At 44.5% G+C, this 15545-nt stretch carries 18 protein-coding genes; 1 reads left to right on the forward strand and 17 read right to left on the reverse strand.

Features of this window, described 5'->3' with window-relative positions; translation table 11 throughout:
- Positions 1-63: 63 nt before the first annotated feature.
- The 16 genes from E0485_RS09410 to E0485_RS09485 all read right to left on the reverse strand — a co-directional run bounded on the left by E0485_RS09410 (position 64) and on the right by E0485_RS09485 (position 13521).
- Positions 64-696: a stalk domain-containing protein gene (locus tag E0485_RS09410; RefSeq protein WP_132417779.1), complete on the reverse strand. Its 633-nt coding sequence runs from the start codon at positions 694-696 to the stop codon at positions 64-66.
- A gap of 77 nt (positions 697-773) precedes the next feature.
- The gene (locus E0485_RS09415; RefSeq protein WP_132417780.1) at positions 774-1688 is read right to left on the reverse strand and encodes a cation diffusion facilitator family transporter; all 915 of its coding nucleotides are present in this window, start codon (positions 1686-1688) and stop codon (positions 774-776) included.
- A gap of 127 nt (positions 1689-1815) precedes the next feature.
- Positions 1816-2559: an IclR family transcriptional regulator gene (locus E0485_RS09420; protein WP_132417781.1), complete on the reverse strand. Its 744-nt coding sequence runs from the start codon at positions 2557-2559 to the stop codon at positions 1816-1818.
- Between the two features lie 143 nt (positions 2560-2702).
- Positions 2703-3290 carry a GTP cyclohydrolase I FolE gene (gene folE / locus E0485_RS09425; protein ID WP_132417782.1) on the reverse strand — a complete coding sequence of 196 codons (588 nt, stop codon included), beginning with the start codon at positions 3288-3290 and terminating at the stop codon, positions 2703-2705.
- A gap of 35 nt (positions 3291-3325) precedes the next feature.
- A complete protein-coding gene (locus E0485_RS09430; protein WP_132417783.1) occupies positions 3326-3532 on the reverse strand; it encodes a YneF family protein in 207 nt (68 codons plus the stop codon).
- Positions 3533-3635: 103 nt separating this feature from the next.
- The gene (locus tag E0485_RS09435; protein ID WP_132417784.1) at positions 3636-4670 is read right to left on the reverse strand and encodes an HD-GYP domain-containing protein; all 1035 of its coding nucleotides are present in this window, start codon (positions 4668-4670) and stop codon (positions 3636-3638) included.
- A gap of 33 nt (positions 4671-4703) precedes the next feature.
- Positions 4704-5237 (reverse strand): methylated-DNA--[protein]-cysteine S-methyltransferase, encoded by a 534-nt coding sequence (locus E0485_RS09440; RefSeq protein WP_235857510.1) that lies wholly within the window; start codon positions 5235-5237, stop codon positions 4704-4706.
- Complete coding sequence (gene queG, locus E0485_RS09445; RefSeq protein WP_132417785.1) at positions 5234-6436, reverse strand: tRNA epoxyqueuosine(34) reductase QueG; 1203 nt, start codon at positions 6434-6436, stop codon at positions 5234-5236. The genes E0485_RS09440 and queG overlap by 4 nt, the downstream gene beginning before the upstream one ends.
- A gap of 5 nt (positions 6437-6441) precedes the next feature.
- A complete protein-coding gene (locus tag E0485_RS09450) occupies positions 6442-6996 on the reverse strand; it encodes a DUF402 domain-containing protein (protein WP_132417939.1) in 555 nt (184 codons plus the stop codon).
- Between the two features lie 127 nt (positions 6997-7123).
- Positions 7124-7555 carry a GNAT family N-acetyltransferase gene (locus tag E0485_RS09455; RefSeq protein ID WP_132417786.1) on the reverse strand — a complete coding sequence of 144 codons (432 nt, stop codon included), beginning with the start codon at positions 7553-7555 and terminating at the stop codon, positions 7124-7126.
- 185 nt (positions 7556-7740) lie between these two features.
- Positions 7741-9042 carry a 6-phospho-beta-glucosidase gene (locus tag E0485_RS09460; RefSeq protein ID WP_132417787.1) on the reverse strand — a complete coding sequence of 434 codons (1302 nt, stop codon included), beginning with the start codon at positions 9040-9042 and terminating at the stop codon, positions 7741-7743.
- Between the two features lie 32 nt (positions 9043-9074).
- The gene (locus E0485_RS09465) at positions 9075-10049 is read right to left on the reverse strand and encodes an N-acetylglucosamine kinase (protein ID WP_132417788.1); all 975 of its coding nucleotides are present in this window, start codon (positions 10047-10049) and stop codon (positions 9075-9077) included.
- 18 nt (positions 10050-10067) lie between these two features.
- Complete coding sequence (locus E0485_RS09470; RefSeq protein ID WP_132417789.1) at positions 10068-11123, reverse strand: LacI family DNA-binding transcriptional regulator; 1056 nt, start codon at positions 11121-11123, stop codon at positions 10068-10070.
- A gap of 256 nt (positions 11124-11379) precedes the next feature.
- Positions 11380-12564 carry an A/G-specific adenine glycosylase gene (gene mutY, locus E0485_RS09475; protein ID WP_132417790.1) on the reverse strand — a complete coding sequence of 395 codons (1185 nt, stop codon included), beginning with the start codon at positions 12562-12564 and terminating at the stop codon, positions 11380-11382.
- Positions 12565-12607: 43 nt separating this feature from the next.
- Positions 12608-12991 carry a holo-ACP synthase gene (gene acpS, locus E0485_RS09480; protein WP_132417940.1) on the reverse strand — a complete coding sequence of 128 codons (384 nt, stop codon included), beginning with the start codon at positions 12989-12991 and terminating at the stop codon, positions 12608-12610.
- Positions 12992-13110: 119 nt separating this feature from the next.
- A complete protein-coding gene (locus tag E0485_RS09485) occupies positions 13111-13521 on the reverse strand; it encodes a YjdF family protein (RefSeq protein ID WP_132417791.1) in 411 nt (136 codons plus the stop codon).
- A 277-nt stretch (positions 13522-13798) separates the two neighbouring features.
- Between E0485_RS09485 and E0485_RS09490 the strand changes: the two genes are divergently transcribed.
- The gene (locus E0485_RS09490) at positions 13799-14536 is read left to right on the forward strand and encodes a (S)-benzoin forming benzil reductase (RefSeq protein WP_132417792.1); all 738 of its coding nucleotides are present in this window, start codon (positions 13799-13801) and stop codon (positions 14534-14536) included.
- A 57-nt stretch (positions 14537-14593) separates the two neighbouring features.
- On the opposite strand, the gene E0485_RS09495 is transcribed toward E0485_RS09490, so the two are convergent.
- On the reverse strand, positions 14594-15457 hold the full coding sequence (locus tag E0485_RS09495; protein WP_132417793.1) for a helix-turn-helix transcriptional regulator: 864 nt from the start codon (positions 15455-15457) through the stop codon (positions 14594-14596).
- Between the last annotated feature and the right edge of the window lie 88 nt (positions 15458-15545).

The following is a 15545-nucleotide window of genomic DNA, read 5'->3' on the forward strand; positions in this document are numbered from 1 at the left end:
CTAGCTTGTAACATTAATATACCACGAACTACGCGTTTCGTACGTAATCCTTGGTAAATCCGGTCAATTCGATACAATTCTCTTTTGAGAAACTACTGTGTATTTATCGCTATCCACCGTCTTAAACGAAACTCTAACTATATAGTCTCCACTCTCTTCGAATGAAACATTCTTCATATCAACTGGCAGGTAGAAAGATTCCTCCTTACCTGGTTTCATCTCTGTATTAAAATAGACAATTTTTATATCATTTGGAGAATACAAAGCAACTTCAACATTTGTCCAATTTACCTTCAAATTCTCTACCTGTACTAGAACGACAAAATCAATTACAGACCCTTTTTTAACTCCACTAAATGGATATTTTAAAGAAAAAATTTCATCTTTTTTGGAGATAAACTCCTTTGCAATCATTAAGCTAACATCTGGCTTGTTTAACTCCAAAGTTTGTTTAGTTGCGTCCCAATGCATCAGTGGACCAAATGAATCTATCACTAAATCGATTGGTAACATAGTCGATCCATCCATTTTGATAGGTGAAATATTCGAATTTATAGGCGTCTTATCCTCACCATTAACTATCACTCTAACTTTCGCATAATCACGATACGTACCCCAAAGTGTATCTGCTACAGCACTAGTCACTCCGCCAACCAGAATGATCAATGTTAGAACGATAATTCTTCGAACTTTCATCCTTATTCCCTCCATCTAAATTATTGTTTGTATAGTTATACCCTGCGTAAAGCAAGGAGTTGTGGTTGATATCATGGTCATTTTTGTTCGGGATACCACGGATTTAAATGCACGAGCACTTCACCAATTTTCGAATCCAAATTCATAATACTAATCTGTAGCTGACGAATAATATCATGGCCTTCTTGAATCGTTAATGTACCGACTACGCTAACTCTCAAATCCACAAGTATGTAATGCCCCTGCTCCCTAGCCCGCAAGCGATCAATCCGCTTCACCGCAGGATTGGCGCTAATAAACGCCATTAACGTTTCAATCTGCTCCGCTGGTACGAGCTTATCCATCAGAATATCGAAAGATTCCTTGCCCATTTCCCAAGCAAGTTTAAGCACGAGCAGCGAAACGATAATCCCTGCAGCAGGGTCTCCATATAGCAGAATCGGATATTGAAGCCATTTGCCTAATAAACCTAAACCGATACCGACACAAGCTGCAATCGAGGCATAAACATCTGCCAAATGATCATATGCAGTAGCGATCAAAGCTTTGGAATTCATACGCTTGCCGACACGCATCGAATAGACATAGAGCAGCTGCTTGATAACCAAAGAAAGAAAGGCTGCAATAAACGCTATGTAGTGTACATTAGGGGCAGGCTCAAAAAATGCCGATATGGCATGAAAGCCCATATAGAAGGCAGCAATTCCAAGGATAATGGCGACGATAAAGGCGCCAAGCACTTCGGCCTTGCCATGTCCATAAGGATGATCCTCATCAGCTGGTTTCGTAGAAACCCGCATCGTACTATACGCCACGGCTACCGCAATCACATCACCTGCATTATGTATACCGTCAGCAATGAGAACCTGCGACTGAAACAGAGTCCCCACAAACAACTTAGCCACAGTCAAAACAATATTAGCGATCAGACTAATCCAGACGGCGATTATCGTTTGCTTCCGCTCTTTAGTTTCATTAGCCTCATTAGTCATGCATCATCACTCCTCAAACACTCAGCATGCCCTTAATGACGGCTACAAATACACTTCACAGCATAGAAGGCGATGAACCTTAGACTACGCTTTGATTATGCGTAATCCAGTTCATCGCCTTCTATAGCTAACGCTGCATAATTCCCATACGGCGTGCAGATTCTGTAATGGCCGGAACCAGCTCGAGCATAAGTTCCAAGGTCAGGCGATTCGCTGGGCCTGACACCGCCAGCGCAGCGATCAATCTGTCGCTGCGGTCCACTATAGGCACGGCGATCGCCGCCGCGCCGGGTTCACGCTCTTCTACGGACGTGGCATAGCCATTCGTCCGTATATCCTGCAGCTGCTGCATGTAGGCTTCACGGTCGTATCCATACGACCTCTCCGCTTCATGCAGCACCTGCTCCTGCACCGCCTCGTCTGCGTAGGCGGTGAGCACTTTGCTCGATGCCCCGACGTAGAGGGGCAGTCTCGCTCCAACAGGTGCGACCCTGCGGATCGCCTGGTTGCTCTGCACCGCCTGGATGCGCACACGCTCCATACCGTCGCGCAGATAGAGCGAGACGGTCTCGCCTACAAGGTCGCGCAGACGCTCCATCTCAGGCAGCAGCATGACGCCTAAATCATCTCCTTGCGATAAGTGCATGGATAATTCCCACAGGCTAAATCCTAGCCCATACTTGTCTGTCGCGCTGTCACGCTGAACGAATCCCTTATGCTCCAGGGAAGCAAGCAGACGATGAACCGTGCTTTTATGTAAACCAACTCTGCTTGCAATCTCGGTTAAGCTGAGCTTCTGTGAATTTGTAAAACAAAGCAAAATATCAAGTGCCCGCTCCACGGCTCGCACCGTTAATTTACCATCATCCATCCTCATTCACCTTCATAATGTTTCACCAAGTGAAACGTTGTTTCTTATAGTATAACGGATGGATGAAACACCCGCAAGATAAAACGGATGTTCTTTGCAGCAAATATACAAGTAAAGCCGCTCCATTTAGGAACGGCTTCTGATTAATTTTTAATTAAGGACAAGAACTCTGCGCGAAGCGCTGGATCGCGGAACCCTCCGCGTACGGCAGAAGTAATCGTTTTGCTGCCTGGCTTCTTAACGCCACGGGCGCACATGCACATATGCTCTCCCTCTACAACAACCATTACGCCGATTGGTTTAAGAACCTCTTCAAGTATATCCGCAATCTGTGATGTAATACGTTCCTGTACTTGCAGCTTGCGTGTTACAGCATCTACTAATCGAGCGAATTTGCTGAGTCCAGCAATCTTGCCATCTGGTAGGTAGCCGATATGAATTTTACCGAAGAAAGGAGCCATATGATGCTCACATTGACTGTAATAGGTAATATCCTTTACAATCACAAGCTCATGATGATCCTCATCGAACATAACACCTAGCACTTCACGGAAATCTACATCGTATCCTGCAAAAATCTCTTCATACATCCGAGTCACTCGAGCCGGTGTGTCAATTAAACCTTCACGATCTACGTCCTCACCAATTAGACGCAGTATTTCGCGAACATGGCCTTCGATTGCCTCACGATTCGCTTCCACTAAGCTATTCTTATATTCATTGGCAGGCACAGTCTTCCCCTCCTCGCCACAACCAACCTTATGACTTATTTAAATTTTTGTTTTTTCATCATATTTTGCACTTTAGACATTTGCTGCTTATTCATGTTGTAGCCCATTTGCTTCGCCATTTTTTGCAGCATTTCGGGATCACTCTGCATCTTCTCAAGCTGTTTGCGAAGATAGAATACTCCGATGATGAAACCGATCACAAGTCCCACCACTAATCCAATAATTAACCATAACCACCACATCTTACTTTCCTCCTAAATTTGAACTCATATTTATGCTATTCTAACGATGTAATGCTATCATAGCATCTATTGCGCAAGCTCACAAACGAGAATTAATAGTGACCTAGCTGAGCACATTCTCAATAAATACAGTCGTCTCTTTAGCTAAGTCCATCTCTTTGACATCAAACTCACGATCATTGTTGTCCTGCTTAATAATTCGAATAATCGGACGTCCAGGTAGACCTCTATGCTGACCAACCACTACGCCTGCTTCTTTCGTAGACAATCGAACAGATGCCCCAGTTGGATACACGGATACCATTTTCAGAAAATGAACGAGAGTCTCTCGATCCAGCTGCGTACCAGATAGAGACATTAATTTCTCACAAGCTTCATGGGGCAATAACGGTTCTTCAGCGGAACGGAAAAGCATACTGTCGTACGTATTGGCTACTGCGACAATTTTGGCATAGAGATGAATTTGTTCATCCTCTAACTGTCTAGGTATACCTGAACCATCAACATGTTCATGATGCTGGAAAGCTACATGAGCAATGAGTAACGAATATTCGCGTTTTTGCTTTAGCATCTCAAATCCGCGCCATGTATGATGATTTTTCACATCAATTGCTGCCGTTTCGTCTGTTGGGATTTCGATTTTCCCGATATCATGAAGCAAGGCTCCTATCGCGAGCTCCTTCAATTGTGTCGGATTAAGCCCCATGGACAGCCCAGTTAATACCGACATCATACATACATTAATCGCATGCATATAATGCGAATTGTCATGTGTTCGGATATCTGTCAGCTGAACGAGCAAATCCTGATTGCGCATGACATCTTCCAGCAATTTATCAATTGAGGTTGATATGTTCTTAGGGTTAAAATCCTTACCTGAACGTATCGCCTGGAACAACCCGTCCATTTGCCTCATAACCGCCTGCTTCGTTTCTTCTGACACTACATCATCAATGACAACATCATCAAAGTTCGGATCCTTGATATAGAGCATCGTAACGCCGATTCTTCTAAGTTGCGTTATCATATATACCGTCAGTTGCACACCTTCGGATAACAGGACAACACCGTTGCTATTAAAAATCGTTTTCCCCAAAAAATGTCCTGATTCTATTGTGTCCAAATGAACATATCTCATATTTACCTCTCCCAATCTTCCCTATTCTGTGTCCTAGTAGATGAAATCTGATTCTAATTGGAGCAAATTCTGCTTTATATCAAGTCCACCACCATAACCGATGAGCTTACCATCAGCACCAATCACGCGGTGGCATGGTACGATAATTGAAATTGGATTGCGATTGTTTGCTCCGCCAACTGCACGTACAGCTTTGGGAGAATGAATAGCGATCGCGATATCTTTATAGGAAGCTGTCTGCCCATAGGGTACAGTTCGTAGCGCTTGCCATACCTGCAATTGAAACGTCGTGCCCTGCATGTCCAATTCCAGCTCAAATTCCTGACGTTCCCCGGCAAAATATTGCTTGAGCTGCTTAGCAGCCTCTGCTAGCGCTTCGGGATTATGCACCCATTCGGAAGCTCCGTACCAACGCTTAGCCCGATCCATCAAGTAATCCTTATTATCATTCCAAGAGCCAAATAACAGCGAACAGAGCCCCTGTCGAGTGGTAGCAAGGGTTAGCTGGCCAATCGGAGAATCTACCTCATCGTATGCAATCGTTAGACCTGCAGCTTGATTCATCATTCAGGTACACCTTCCTTCTGCTCATTTGCCTTGCAGGTATTCTTAATCTCTGCTTGCGCACGTTCAAGTGCATCAAGTACGACCTTTTCCTTCTCACGCAGCAATGCAACTTCTATCGCAATCTCTGCATCCGAATCTCCAATCTTCCCTAACGCCCATGCTGCTGTCGCACGAATTTCAGGACGATCGTCATCACGCAACAGCTTGTTAAGCAGCGGTACAGAAGAGCGATCCTTGAAGTTCCCGATGCCGATAATCGCATTGCGCTGAATCGGCTTCTTGCCCCGCCAAGAGGAAGCGTTATTGCCATACACTTGCTTATATTCACGATTGCTCATAGATAGCAGAGGCGCAAGCAGCGGCTTTACCAATTCGGGATCAGGCTGCATATCGGCTTGATGCGTCCAATGTTTGCCTTTATTAAGCGGACACACGCTCTGACATGTATCACAACCATAAAGTCTATTCCCGATCTTCTTCATCAGCTCGTCCTCAATAACACCCTTCGTTTGCGTAAGAAATGCTATGCAGCGAGAAGCATTAAGCTCTCCTGGACCCACAAATGCACCTGTTGGGCAAGCATCAAGACATTTGGTACACTCGCCGCACTGATTCAACGCAGGCGTATCAGGAGGAAATGGAATATTCGTAATCATCTCCCCAAGAAACACCCATGAACCCCATTCTGGCGTAATAACAGAGCAGTTCTTACCGATAAAGCCAACGCCCGCCCGCTCTGCTACAGAACGGTCTACAAGCGCTCCTGTATCAACCATACTCTCTACTCTTGCACCCTCTACACGTTCCTTGATGAAAGCCTCAAGCCTCGTTAACCGTTCTCGCAATACTTGGTGGTAATCGAGCCCCCATGCCGTACGCGATAACATCCCGCGATATGCCCCTGGCTCTGAACGCGGTGGATTCACAAGTTTCGTCGGGTAGGCTACTGCGATTGAAATAATGGATCTCGGTCCTTCAAATAACAGACCAGGATTTATTCTCTTATCGATATCAGGCTCTTCGAACCCGGATAAATAACCTTTATCACGACGATCAATTAATAGTTCCTTCAACTCATTGAAGGGATCTGCTGTCGTAAAGCCAATTGAATCAATCCCAAGATTCGGCGCTTCTGAGATAATTTCTTGCTTCAGCTTGTCCCAATCTGTTGTTGATCCCCTATGAATAGAAATTGGCAACTACTTCACCCTCTCTGTAAACTTCTTCCCTTCCATACGTGATAGTATTGGTAGATCAGCTCATCCTGAAACGGAGCGCGCTGGCATTGTATGCGTTCCAATAAAGAATCAAGACCTCTTTCGACTTTATCCTGCACGATCTTCGAATAATCGTATACAAGCTTATGCTCTTCATATTCATCCTGATCGACCACTCTCACTTTTCCATTAGGAAAAACAATGACATCCAGATCATAATCGATATAAGTGAGTACATGATCAACCAAATAAGCTGGCGATGCAATATTGCAGTAATAGCGGATTCCGCCCTCTTCTAGTAGAGCTACTATATTAAACCACTGATCTGGGATGAAAAATGAAATACCCGGTATTCGGCTAGTCCATACTTTCCCGTCACTTTCTTGAATTCGTGTCTGTGAATTAATCGTTACTATCATAGATTCTTCGGTATGAACATGATGCAGTGTAGAATGCGGAAAAATCCAATTTTGCAGCCACATCCGATGCAGATGTCCATCATGCTTGAAACTCTTAATTACAGCTGACTTAAATGGTGTCATCATGCCAACCCCCCTATAAAAAAATAATAGTAAGCCGATATTGCTTTATTGTTCTATTTAAAAAAAGCATATCTTTTCTATTAATAAATTGATAGAGAAGATATGCCCATTTATTCAAATATAACGATTAATATGCTAGATTTTTAACAATGCTTAACCGCTCTGTAAAGCGGAAAAAGTCAACCTCTTGATAACCAATTGACTCAAAAAAAGGAATAGCAACTTCATTGTAGGAATCCATATTCACCATAATCTTATTTACCTGACGAATATTAAAACGTTGTTTAAGTGCCTCGGTTAGTCTCTCGCCTATCCCTAGACCGCGATGCTCCTTAGTTACGGCCACCCGATAAACGTATCCTTTGGCATTATCGATCGTTCCGATAATAATCCCTACCATTTCATCATCTTGCTCAGCAATGAGAATTAAATCCGTATCCCATGATAATTGTCGTGCAAATGCTTGTATGGTTGCATCATAGCAATCTTCTGACAAAACACGTTGTAGCAACGCAGTAGCAGGACCATAGTCCGATAACTTAAATGAACGGATACACATGAAGTTCTCTCCCATTTTATCAAAAATAAAGATGTCCTATAGCATATTTTACGATAAATATCGAAAATCGTCAAAAAAACTGCTATTTTCTAATGAAAGCGCTTAATAGAAAACGTTTTCATTGATTTGCGCAAAAAACCGCCAATCCCTCTTCAGGTGGCGGTTTTCTTCATCTATTTTGAAGCTTATTTAAAGAAATTAGGTAAATAGTCCTTGTTCTGTTCAAGCATTTCATTCAGGATTTCCTCTGCTACTCTCACAGATGGCACTAGTGGGTTACAAGTTAATGCTTGCAACGCTAGATCACGGTCACCAGTAACCGCTGCATCGATCGCTAGACGCTCATAGGTTTTGACAGCATGGATTAAACCAGTTACACCTTGAGGGATGTTACGAACGGTTACAGGCATTGGTCCTTGCTTCGATACTACACAGTTTACCTCGATGCTCGCATCTGCTGGCAAGAATGGCAAAATATTGCCGTTCGGAACATTCAGCGTTTGAATATCGCGAGTATCATTATGAAGGGAAACCATCAAATTAACGGCTGCTTCTGAGTAATATGCTCCACCGCGCTTCTCAAGCTGTTTAGGCTTGATGCTAAGGTTAGGATCTTTGTATAGCTCGAACAGCTCATCTTCAACGCGCTTCACGATGATTGCGCGTGAGCCGTCTTTTTCCATAGCTGCGACCTGCTCTGCGTACATTTCCTTTGTTAGGTAGAAGTATCTTAAATAATAAGATGGAATTGCACCGATTGAACGAATAAGCTTTGCATTCCAATCCATACCAGGCACGTTCTTTGCTGTATAGCTTTCGCCGCTTTCTAGCAATTCCTCAAGCTTGGATTCGCCATCCACCGTAACTTGTGTAACCCAGTGCAAGTGGTTCAGACCAACAAACTCGGCATAGATGCGGTCAGTTGGTACTTCATATAGCTTGGATAACCATTTGTACACGCCGATTGGTGAGTTACATAAGCCGATTGATTTGACATTACTGTAACGGTTAATCGCTTCAGTCACCATACCTGCAGGGTTCGTAAAGTTAAGCATCCATGCGTTCGGGCATAGCTTTTCAATATCTTTACAGATATCAAGCAGAACAGGAATCGTACGGAATGCTTTCATCATGCCCCCAGGGCCAGTTGTTTCTTGTCCGAGTACACCATATTTTAATGGGATGGATTCATCATGAGCACGAGCCTCAAGCAAGCCAACACGAATCTGAGTAGATACAAAATCCGCATTCGGCAATGCTTCCAAACGGTCTAATGTCAGCTTGACATCAATCGGCAGACCAGACTTTTCTACCATTCTTTGCGCTAGCTTACCAACGATGTTGAGCTTATGTTCACCTTGCGGGATATCGACAAGCCATAGTTCCTTAATCGGTAAACGATCAAAATTGTTAATAATTCCTTCAACAAGTTCAGGTGTGTAAGAAGAACCTCCACCGATAACAACTAATTTAAGACTGTCTTTCATTCTGAACACTCCCTATGATTTATATTAACTTTCTAATTGAATCCATCCATTTGAAAAGTAGATAGCTGCTCATATACTTCTTCGCTAATATTTACGCCTGCGCGATCCATAGCCATATAGATGGCTCCGACGACAGGCTCCATCTCGAGCTTCACAATTCGATGCTTCGGTGCAACCTCACCAACAATTGCAGCGATCTGATTGTGGATCGTATCATCTTCTCCCCGTGTAACGATTGAGCCTGCAAGTACGATATCAAAAGAATCCTCTAACATATTCAAACGAGTAGCACAAGCGCGTGCCGCGAGTCCAAGCTCTCTCCCTTGATATTGTAAAATATTCTTCGCAACCTCGTCTCCCGCCTTCACGGCTGTAAACAGCACACGTGCCAAATCATTTGGCGGCTCACGGTATGTATCAAGGTACGTGTTATACATTTGATCAACCGATTCGAATCCTAGCGCATCAAGCGTCAGCTCTGTCAGCATGGTTGACGGACCTCTGCCCTGCCAAGCACGAGTGACTGATCTAAAGACTTGAACCTTCAAATCAGCACCGCCACCAAAATCCCCATACATATAACCCATACCACCGACCTGCAGCACTTCACCCTGCTTGTTGATGCCGACACAATTCGTACCTGTTCCGCAGATCAAGCATATTCCGTATGGATGTCTTGTACCCGCGCGCATGCCAATCGCTGCATCAACACAAATATACCAGTTCGCAAAACCAAGCTGCTGAATGGCAGGACGCAAAATTTCAAAATCGGCTTCACGGTCTGCTCCTGCTAAGCCAAATACCGCATACGTAATATCGCTTTTCTGCAAACCAGCTGAACGCAGGGCTTCATCGACGGACTCACGATAGCTTTGGAATGCACGTTCCTGACCCGTCTGATGATTGCCTTGCTTGCTTTTCCCCTTACCAACGACTACCCCACGGTCATCCGTAATGATGACATTCGTTTTCGTACCGCCAGCATCCATTCCTAAATAATACGCCAAGTTTACACCTCGTAATCCTTATATTATGGAGGAAGTAGAGCTGCGGACTAATAGCTGAGGTTGAAACTTAATCAACTCTTGCCTCTCATGGTATAGCCCTTGTGTAGTTGCTTGTCCTTCTACCTCACTCTTGCCTACTTCAAGATCTTGATTAAGCATGGCTGCCAGCCGTTTCACTGCTTCTCTTCCTATACTCTCTGTAGGTTGCCTCACAGTTGTCAAGGATGGATGAACATCGCAAGCAAAATCTTGATCATCATAGCCGATGACAGACATATCATGCGGAACACGCAGACCTGCTTCATGATAAGCCTGGATAACACCCCAAGCCATAAAATCGTCCGCAGTCGCAATCGCAGTCAGATGAACTCCTTGCTTAATCCAATTCTGAGCGACGCGAAATCCATCACCTATTTCAAACTCTGCTTCTGTCGAGATAACAGGCGTAATGCCGTTATCTGCTAACACTTGTTCAAAGCCTTGCTTACGTTCACGCGCACTTAACAAATGCTGTGGGCCATAAATAAGACCTATATCTCTATGTCCTAAATCAAGCAAATGCTGAGCAGCTAGTGCGCCTCCAGCATAGTTATCCACTCGAATCATCGTTGCTTTCACAGATAGATCATGATTATCGATTAAAACGAATGGAATTTTCTTCGATCTAAGCTCCTGTATATACTCTACCTCATGAATCGAAGATAGTAGAATAATGCCATCTACGCGATCTTTCTGAAATAAATAATTACTTACCCGATTCAGTTTACTATTAAAAGAGTGATCGATGGATAGCGCTAGAAAATAACCCAGCTCTTCCAATTGTTCATTCACTTCTCGTACGATTCCTTCAAACACGCTATCTTGCAGCGTTGCAAGTACGAGTCCTATCGTTCCAGTCTTACCGCGTGCCAGACTCCGTGCCGCTGAATTGGGTCGATAATTAAGCTCCTTCATCGCTTGCAATACTTTCTGACGATTACTCTCTCGAACGCTGGAAGCTTGATTAATAACCCTGGAAACGGTCACAACTGACAGACCGCTGCGTTTAGCTACGTCATAAATACTGACACTAATCTACATCAGCTCCTTACGTAAATTCATTCGAGTAACTGCAACAAGAGGAAACGGTTTTACAAAAGTTAAAGCGCTTAAACTTTTGCAGCAAAAAAAAGAAAATTGCTACACTTTTATTAAACGCCTAGTTCAATCAAATGTCAACTGAAAACTCTTACTGGAATGTGGAGACAAGAAGAAACGCGCCATCTTTATTGACGGCGCGTTTCTGCGAGATAGATCAGAAAGTATAACTGTATAACTTATTCTTTCTGATCTATTTAAAATAAGTATCCATGATTCGTATAAATACGTTCGGAAATGCGTATTGATGAAGCTCATCGGCAGCGAGCCAACGGTAGTGGTAGGGCAGCAGCTCAGGCAGAGCCACGCCGTTATCCAAGGCGGCATCCAGCTTGCAGCGATACACATCCAGCTTCCAATGAATGTGAGAGAACACGTGGTCCGTGTTCATGTACCATTCATTTGGGAGCACATGGATGTGCTCTGCCTCCGCTAGCGCATTGCGGAGCCACTCGCGATGCTCGCCAGCAGCCGCCGCATCAGGCGCAACCATCGCCGCAGCCTTGGCGGATGCGGCTTTGCGCCCCGATGCAGCAGGAGCTGCTGCTGGCATCAGCACGTGTGGCAGCTCCCACATGCGCGCGAGCAGCCCTTCCTGCGGGCGCTGCCTGATGAGCAGCTTGCCCGCATGCTCGCCCTGGCCTTCGATCAGGGCGACGAGCCGCTGCTCGGGACGCGGCGGCTTCGCTTTGGTCTTAACGGGAAGCTCGGCTTCCTTCCCGTTAAGTCGCGCCGCGCAATGCGCCATGACCGGGCATGTGAGGCATTGCGGTGACCGCGGCGTGCAGACTAATGCGCCAAGCTCCATTAGGCCTTGATTAAAGTCACCTGCCGCACCGTCAGGAATAAGCTCTTGCGCAAGCTTTTCCATCTTCGGTCTTGTCGCTGGCTTGGCGATATCATCCTCGATACAGAAGTATCGCGACAATACACGCATTACATTCCCATCAACCGCAGGCTCTGGTTTGTTATAAGCAATACTAAGAACTGCCCCTGCTGTATAAGGTCCTACACCTTTTAACGAGGAGATGTCCTCTTTATTATCTGGAACTGTGCCGCCATAACGCTCATGTACTTCTTGTACCGCTGCTTGAAGGTTTCGAGCTCTCGAATAATAGCCAAGCCCTTCCCATAGCTTAAGCACTTCTTCCTCTGGTGCCTCCGCTAAAGCTTGTACCGTCGGGAACTTCTCCAGAAAACGATGCCAATACGGAATCACCGTATCAACCCGTGTCTGCTGCAGCATAACCTCGGATACCCAAATGCGATACGCATCTTTATTTCGACGCCACGGCAAATCTCGTTTATATGTTCGATACCAATTTAATAAATGTTCGGAGAAAAATTGTTTGCGTGCTGCTAAATCCTGATCAATCATAAGCTTCCTTTCTTCACTGCACTAATAAATGTGTGATGTCATCCTATTCCTCAACGATCACATATGCTGCCGCTAAATGGTCTGTATGCGTTACACTTAGATGAATTTTGACATGAGGAGACAGCCGCAACCGTTCCAGCGATTGTGGGGAGAGATGGCAAATTGGCCTGCCTGACGGTTCATAGGTGATTACGATGTCATGAAAAGAAACCTCTGCTCCAATGCCGCAGCCAAGTGCTTTGGCAACCGCCTCTTTGGCCGAGAATCTGCCTGCCAGGAATTCTACTAGTCTCCCTTGCCTTTGTTCAGCTTGCGCTCGCTCCTCTTTAGTCAGCAAACGCTCCATAAATCGCTGAGCTGTCTTGCTTTCGAGAATGCGCTTAATTCGATCTATTTCTAATAAATCCGTTCCGATACCGATGATCATCAATCTCGATCCGCCTTCTGTTTCCTAATAAATACCTCAAGCACGACTCTATTCTACAACAGAACAGGACACATATTCTATTTTTACCTGAATACATGCCCTGTTTATACTGCTCCTGGCTATCTTCCGCGATGCTTAGCTTTCGCTTTCTGAGCTGCAATTTCACGTTTACGTTCCTTCTCAGCCTCCCGCATTTCACGTGTTATCACTTGCCGTACTTTCTTTCGATGCTCCAGTTCCTTCATAAGTGCGAGCTTGGCTTTATCCGAAATGCCACGCCCAGCAGTTTCTTCCGCAGCTTGTTTGGCAAGCCGCTTCGAATTGATTCTCCGCTCATGCAAATGTTTAACATCCACATTTTGGGAAATATTCTCCAACCGCTTCAACATCTCATGCTGAACAAACGCGTTTACATCAGCATCATACGGCTCTGCCCCAAAAATATGACGATACGCACGAAGTTTCCCATCATACGCATCCTCAATCACACCTACCCAGAATTGACCTTCAAAAAATACGGTTAGTTTCATAACAGTCCCCTCCTACTTCAACTTACGAAGTGTTGGACATCCCGAGGGGGAAGGCTACGACACTTGCTGACGCAAGTGCATCCGGACTACCAACCGGACCGTGTTTTTTTCACTTCACCGCTATTATATACGGAATTCATGTTATTGGAAAAGGGCAATAGACATGTTACAATGGGCATACGTACATTTGTACGCATTCATACTTCCAATGTCGGATAAGAATACCTAGAAGCATGGTAAGATTCCTGTTTTATTTTCACAAAGGGGCAAATAAACTATGAAATGTTTTATCATTACAGGCACATCTCGAGGACTTGGTGAAGCGATTGTCAGACAGCTAATGAAGCCTGAGCACATGCTAATCTGTATTTCCAGACATAAGAACAACAAGCTAATTGCAGAAGCACAAGAAGCAGGCGTCAAGCTGGAATACAATGAATTCGATCTGTCTAACACGGAGCATCTTGATGCGCTTGCTGCTCGAATTTTGAATAAAATCCAAAAGAACGAGTTAACAGCTGCTTATCTCATCAACAATGCCGGAACTGTTCTACCGATTGAACCTGCCTATAAGTCAACAGGAGAAGCAATTGATCACAGCATGAAAATCAATGCGATCGCTCCCATGACGCTTTGCGCTAACTTCATGAGATGGTCGCAAAACTTAGCCATTGATAAACGGATTCTTAACATTTCATCTGGTTCAGGCAGAAATCCCTACTACGGCTGGAGTACATATTGCGCAGCCAAAGCTGCACTTGATCACTACACACGTTGCGCAGCACTTGAGCAGCAGGATGCAGAGAACAAGGTCCGAATCGCATCTGTTCGTCCAGGAATTATTGATACGGATATGCAAGTACAAATCCGCTCTTCCAATAGTGAAGACTTCAAGGATGTTGCACAGTTCATCGATTACAAAGAATCTGGTCAGCTATTAACGCCTGAAGCTGCTGCTGAGCGTATGCTAGAGCAAATGTTCAGTCCAACATTCGGTGATGTACCTGTAGTCTAATTGAGTTTTAGGATAAATCAAGCTAATTCATTCAGATCAGATCTGATGGATTAGCTTTTATTGTGGCTTATTCTCTTTGTCTTGCGCTTCCATTAGTCTGATCAGCTTTACCTCTGTAGAAGATTCAGGTGCTGGTGTATAAATACTACAGCGCAAATCTGCATTCCCTTGCACCTGCAAAGAGGTCAAGTGAAACAACATTTTGCCTGCCTTTGAATGTCTGAATTCAATCTCGACCTCTGGCGCTGAACTTACCTGACTGTTGTTCCATAAAGAATTAAAATCAGGGTGAGCGCCTTTCATCTCCTCGATAAATTGATCATACCAAGGATCGTCCACATACTGACCATAATACGTACGAAAGATCGACAAGTATCCTTTGACAAAATGCTCCCAATTGACGGCTAAGCTCCTAAATTCTTTTCGTGTAAAAAGCAGCTTGATCAAATTTCGCTCTTCATAAGGCAACTGCTGAAAATCGATGAACACATGCGAAGCTGCCTGATTCCAACCGACAATCTGACATTTTCGATCTGAGATAATCGTAGGACAATAACGCAGCTCTTGCATAATCCGCTTAAGAGAAGGACTGATCTGAATCTGTTCTTCTTCTCTAACTACGCTTGTTCCACTGCCTGTATCTAGCGCTAATGCAAATAAATATTTACGTTCATCCACCGTTAATTGCAAGGCGTTTGCAATACATTCCAGCACGGACGAAGATACCTTGATGTCTCTTCCCTGCTCGAGCCAAGTGTACCAAGTCGTGCTTACCCCTGCTAATTGTGCGACCTCCTCACGCCTTAGCCCTGGCGTTCTCCTACGACCTCCAACTGGCAATCCGAGGGATTGCGGCATGATTTTGGCGCGCTGTGCAGTAAGGAATTCCGATAACATCTGTAATCTTGTCTGGTGATGCATAGGAGGCTCCCCCCTTTGTTAGTATTACTCTAGTATTGATTATACTAGGATAAACTATAACTTGTAATATGATAATTTGCATGTAAAA

It is taken from the genome of Paenibacillus albiflavus (genome assembly GCF_004344915.1).
Lineage (GTDB): Bacteria > Bacillota > Bacilli > Paenibacillales > NBRC-103111 > Paenibacillus_AM > Paenibacillus_AM albiflavus.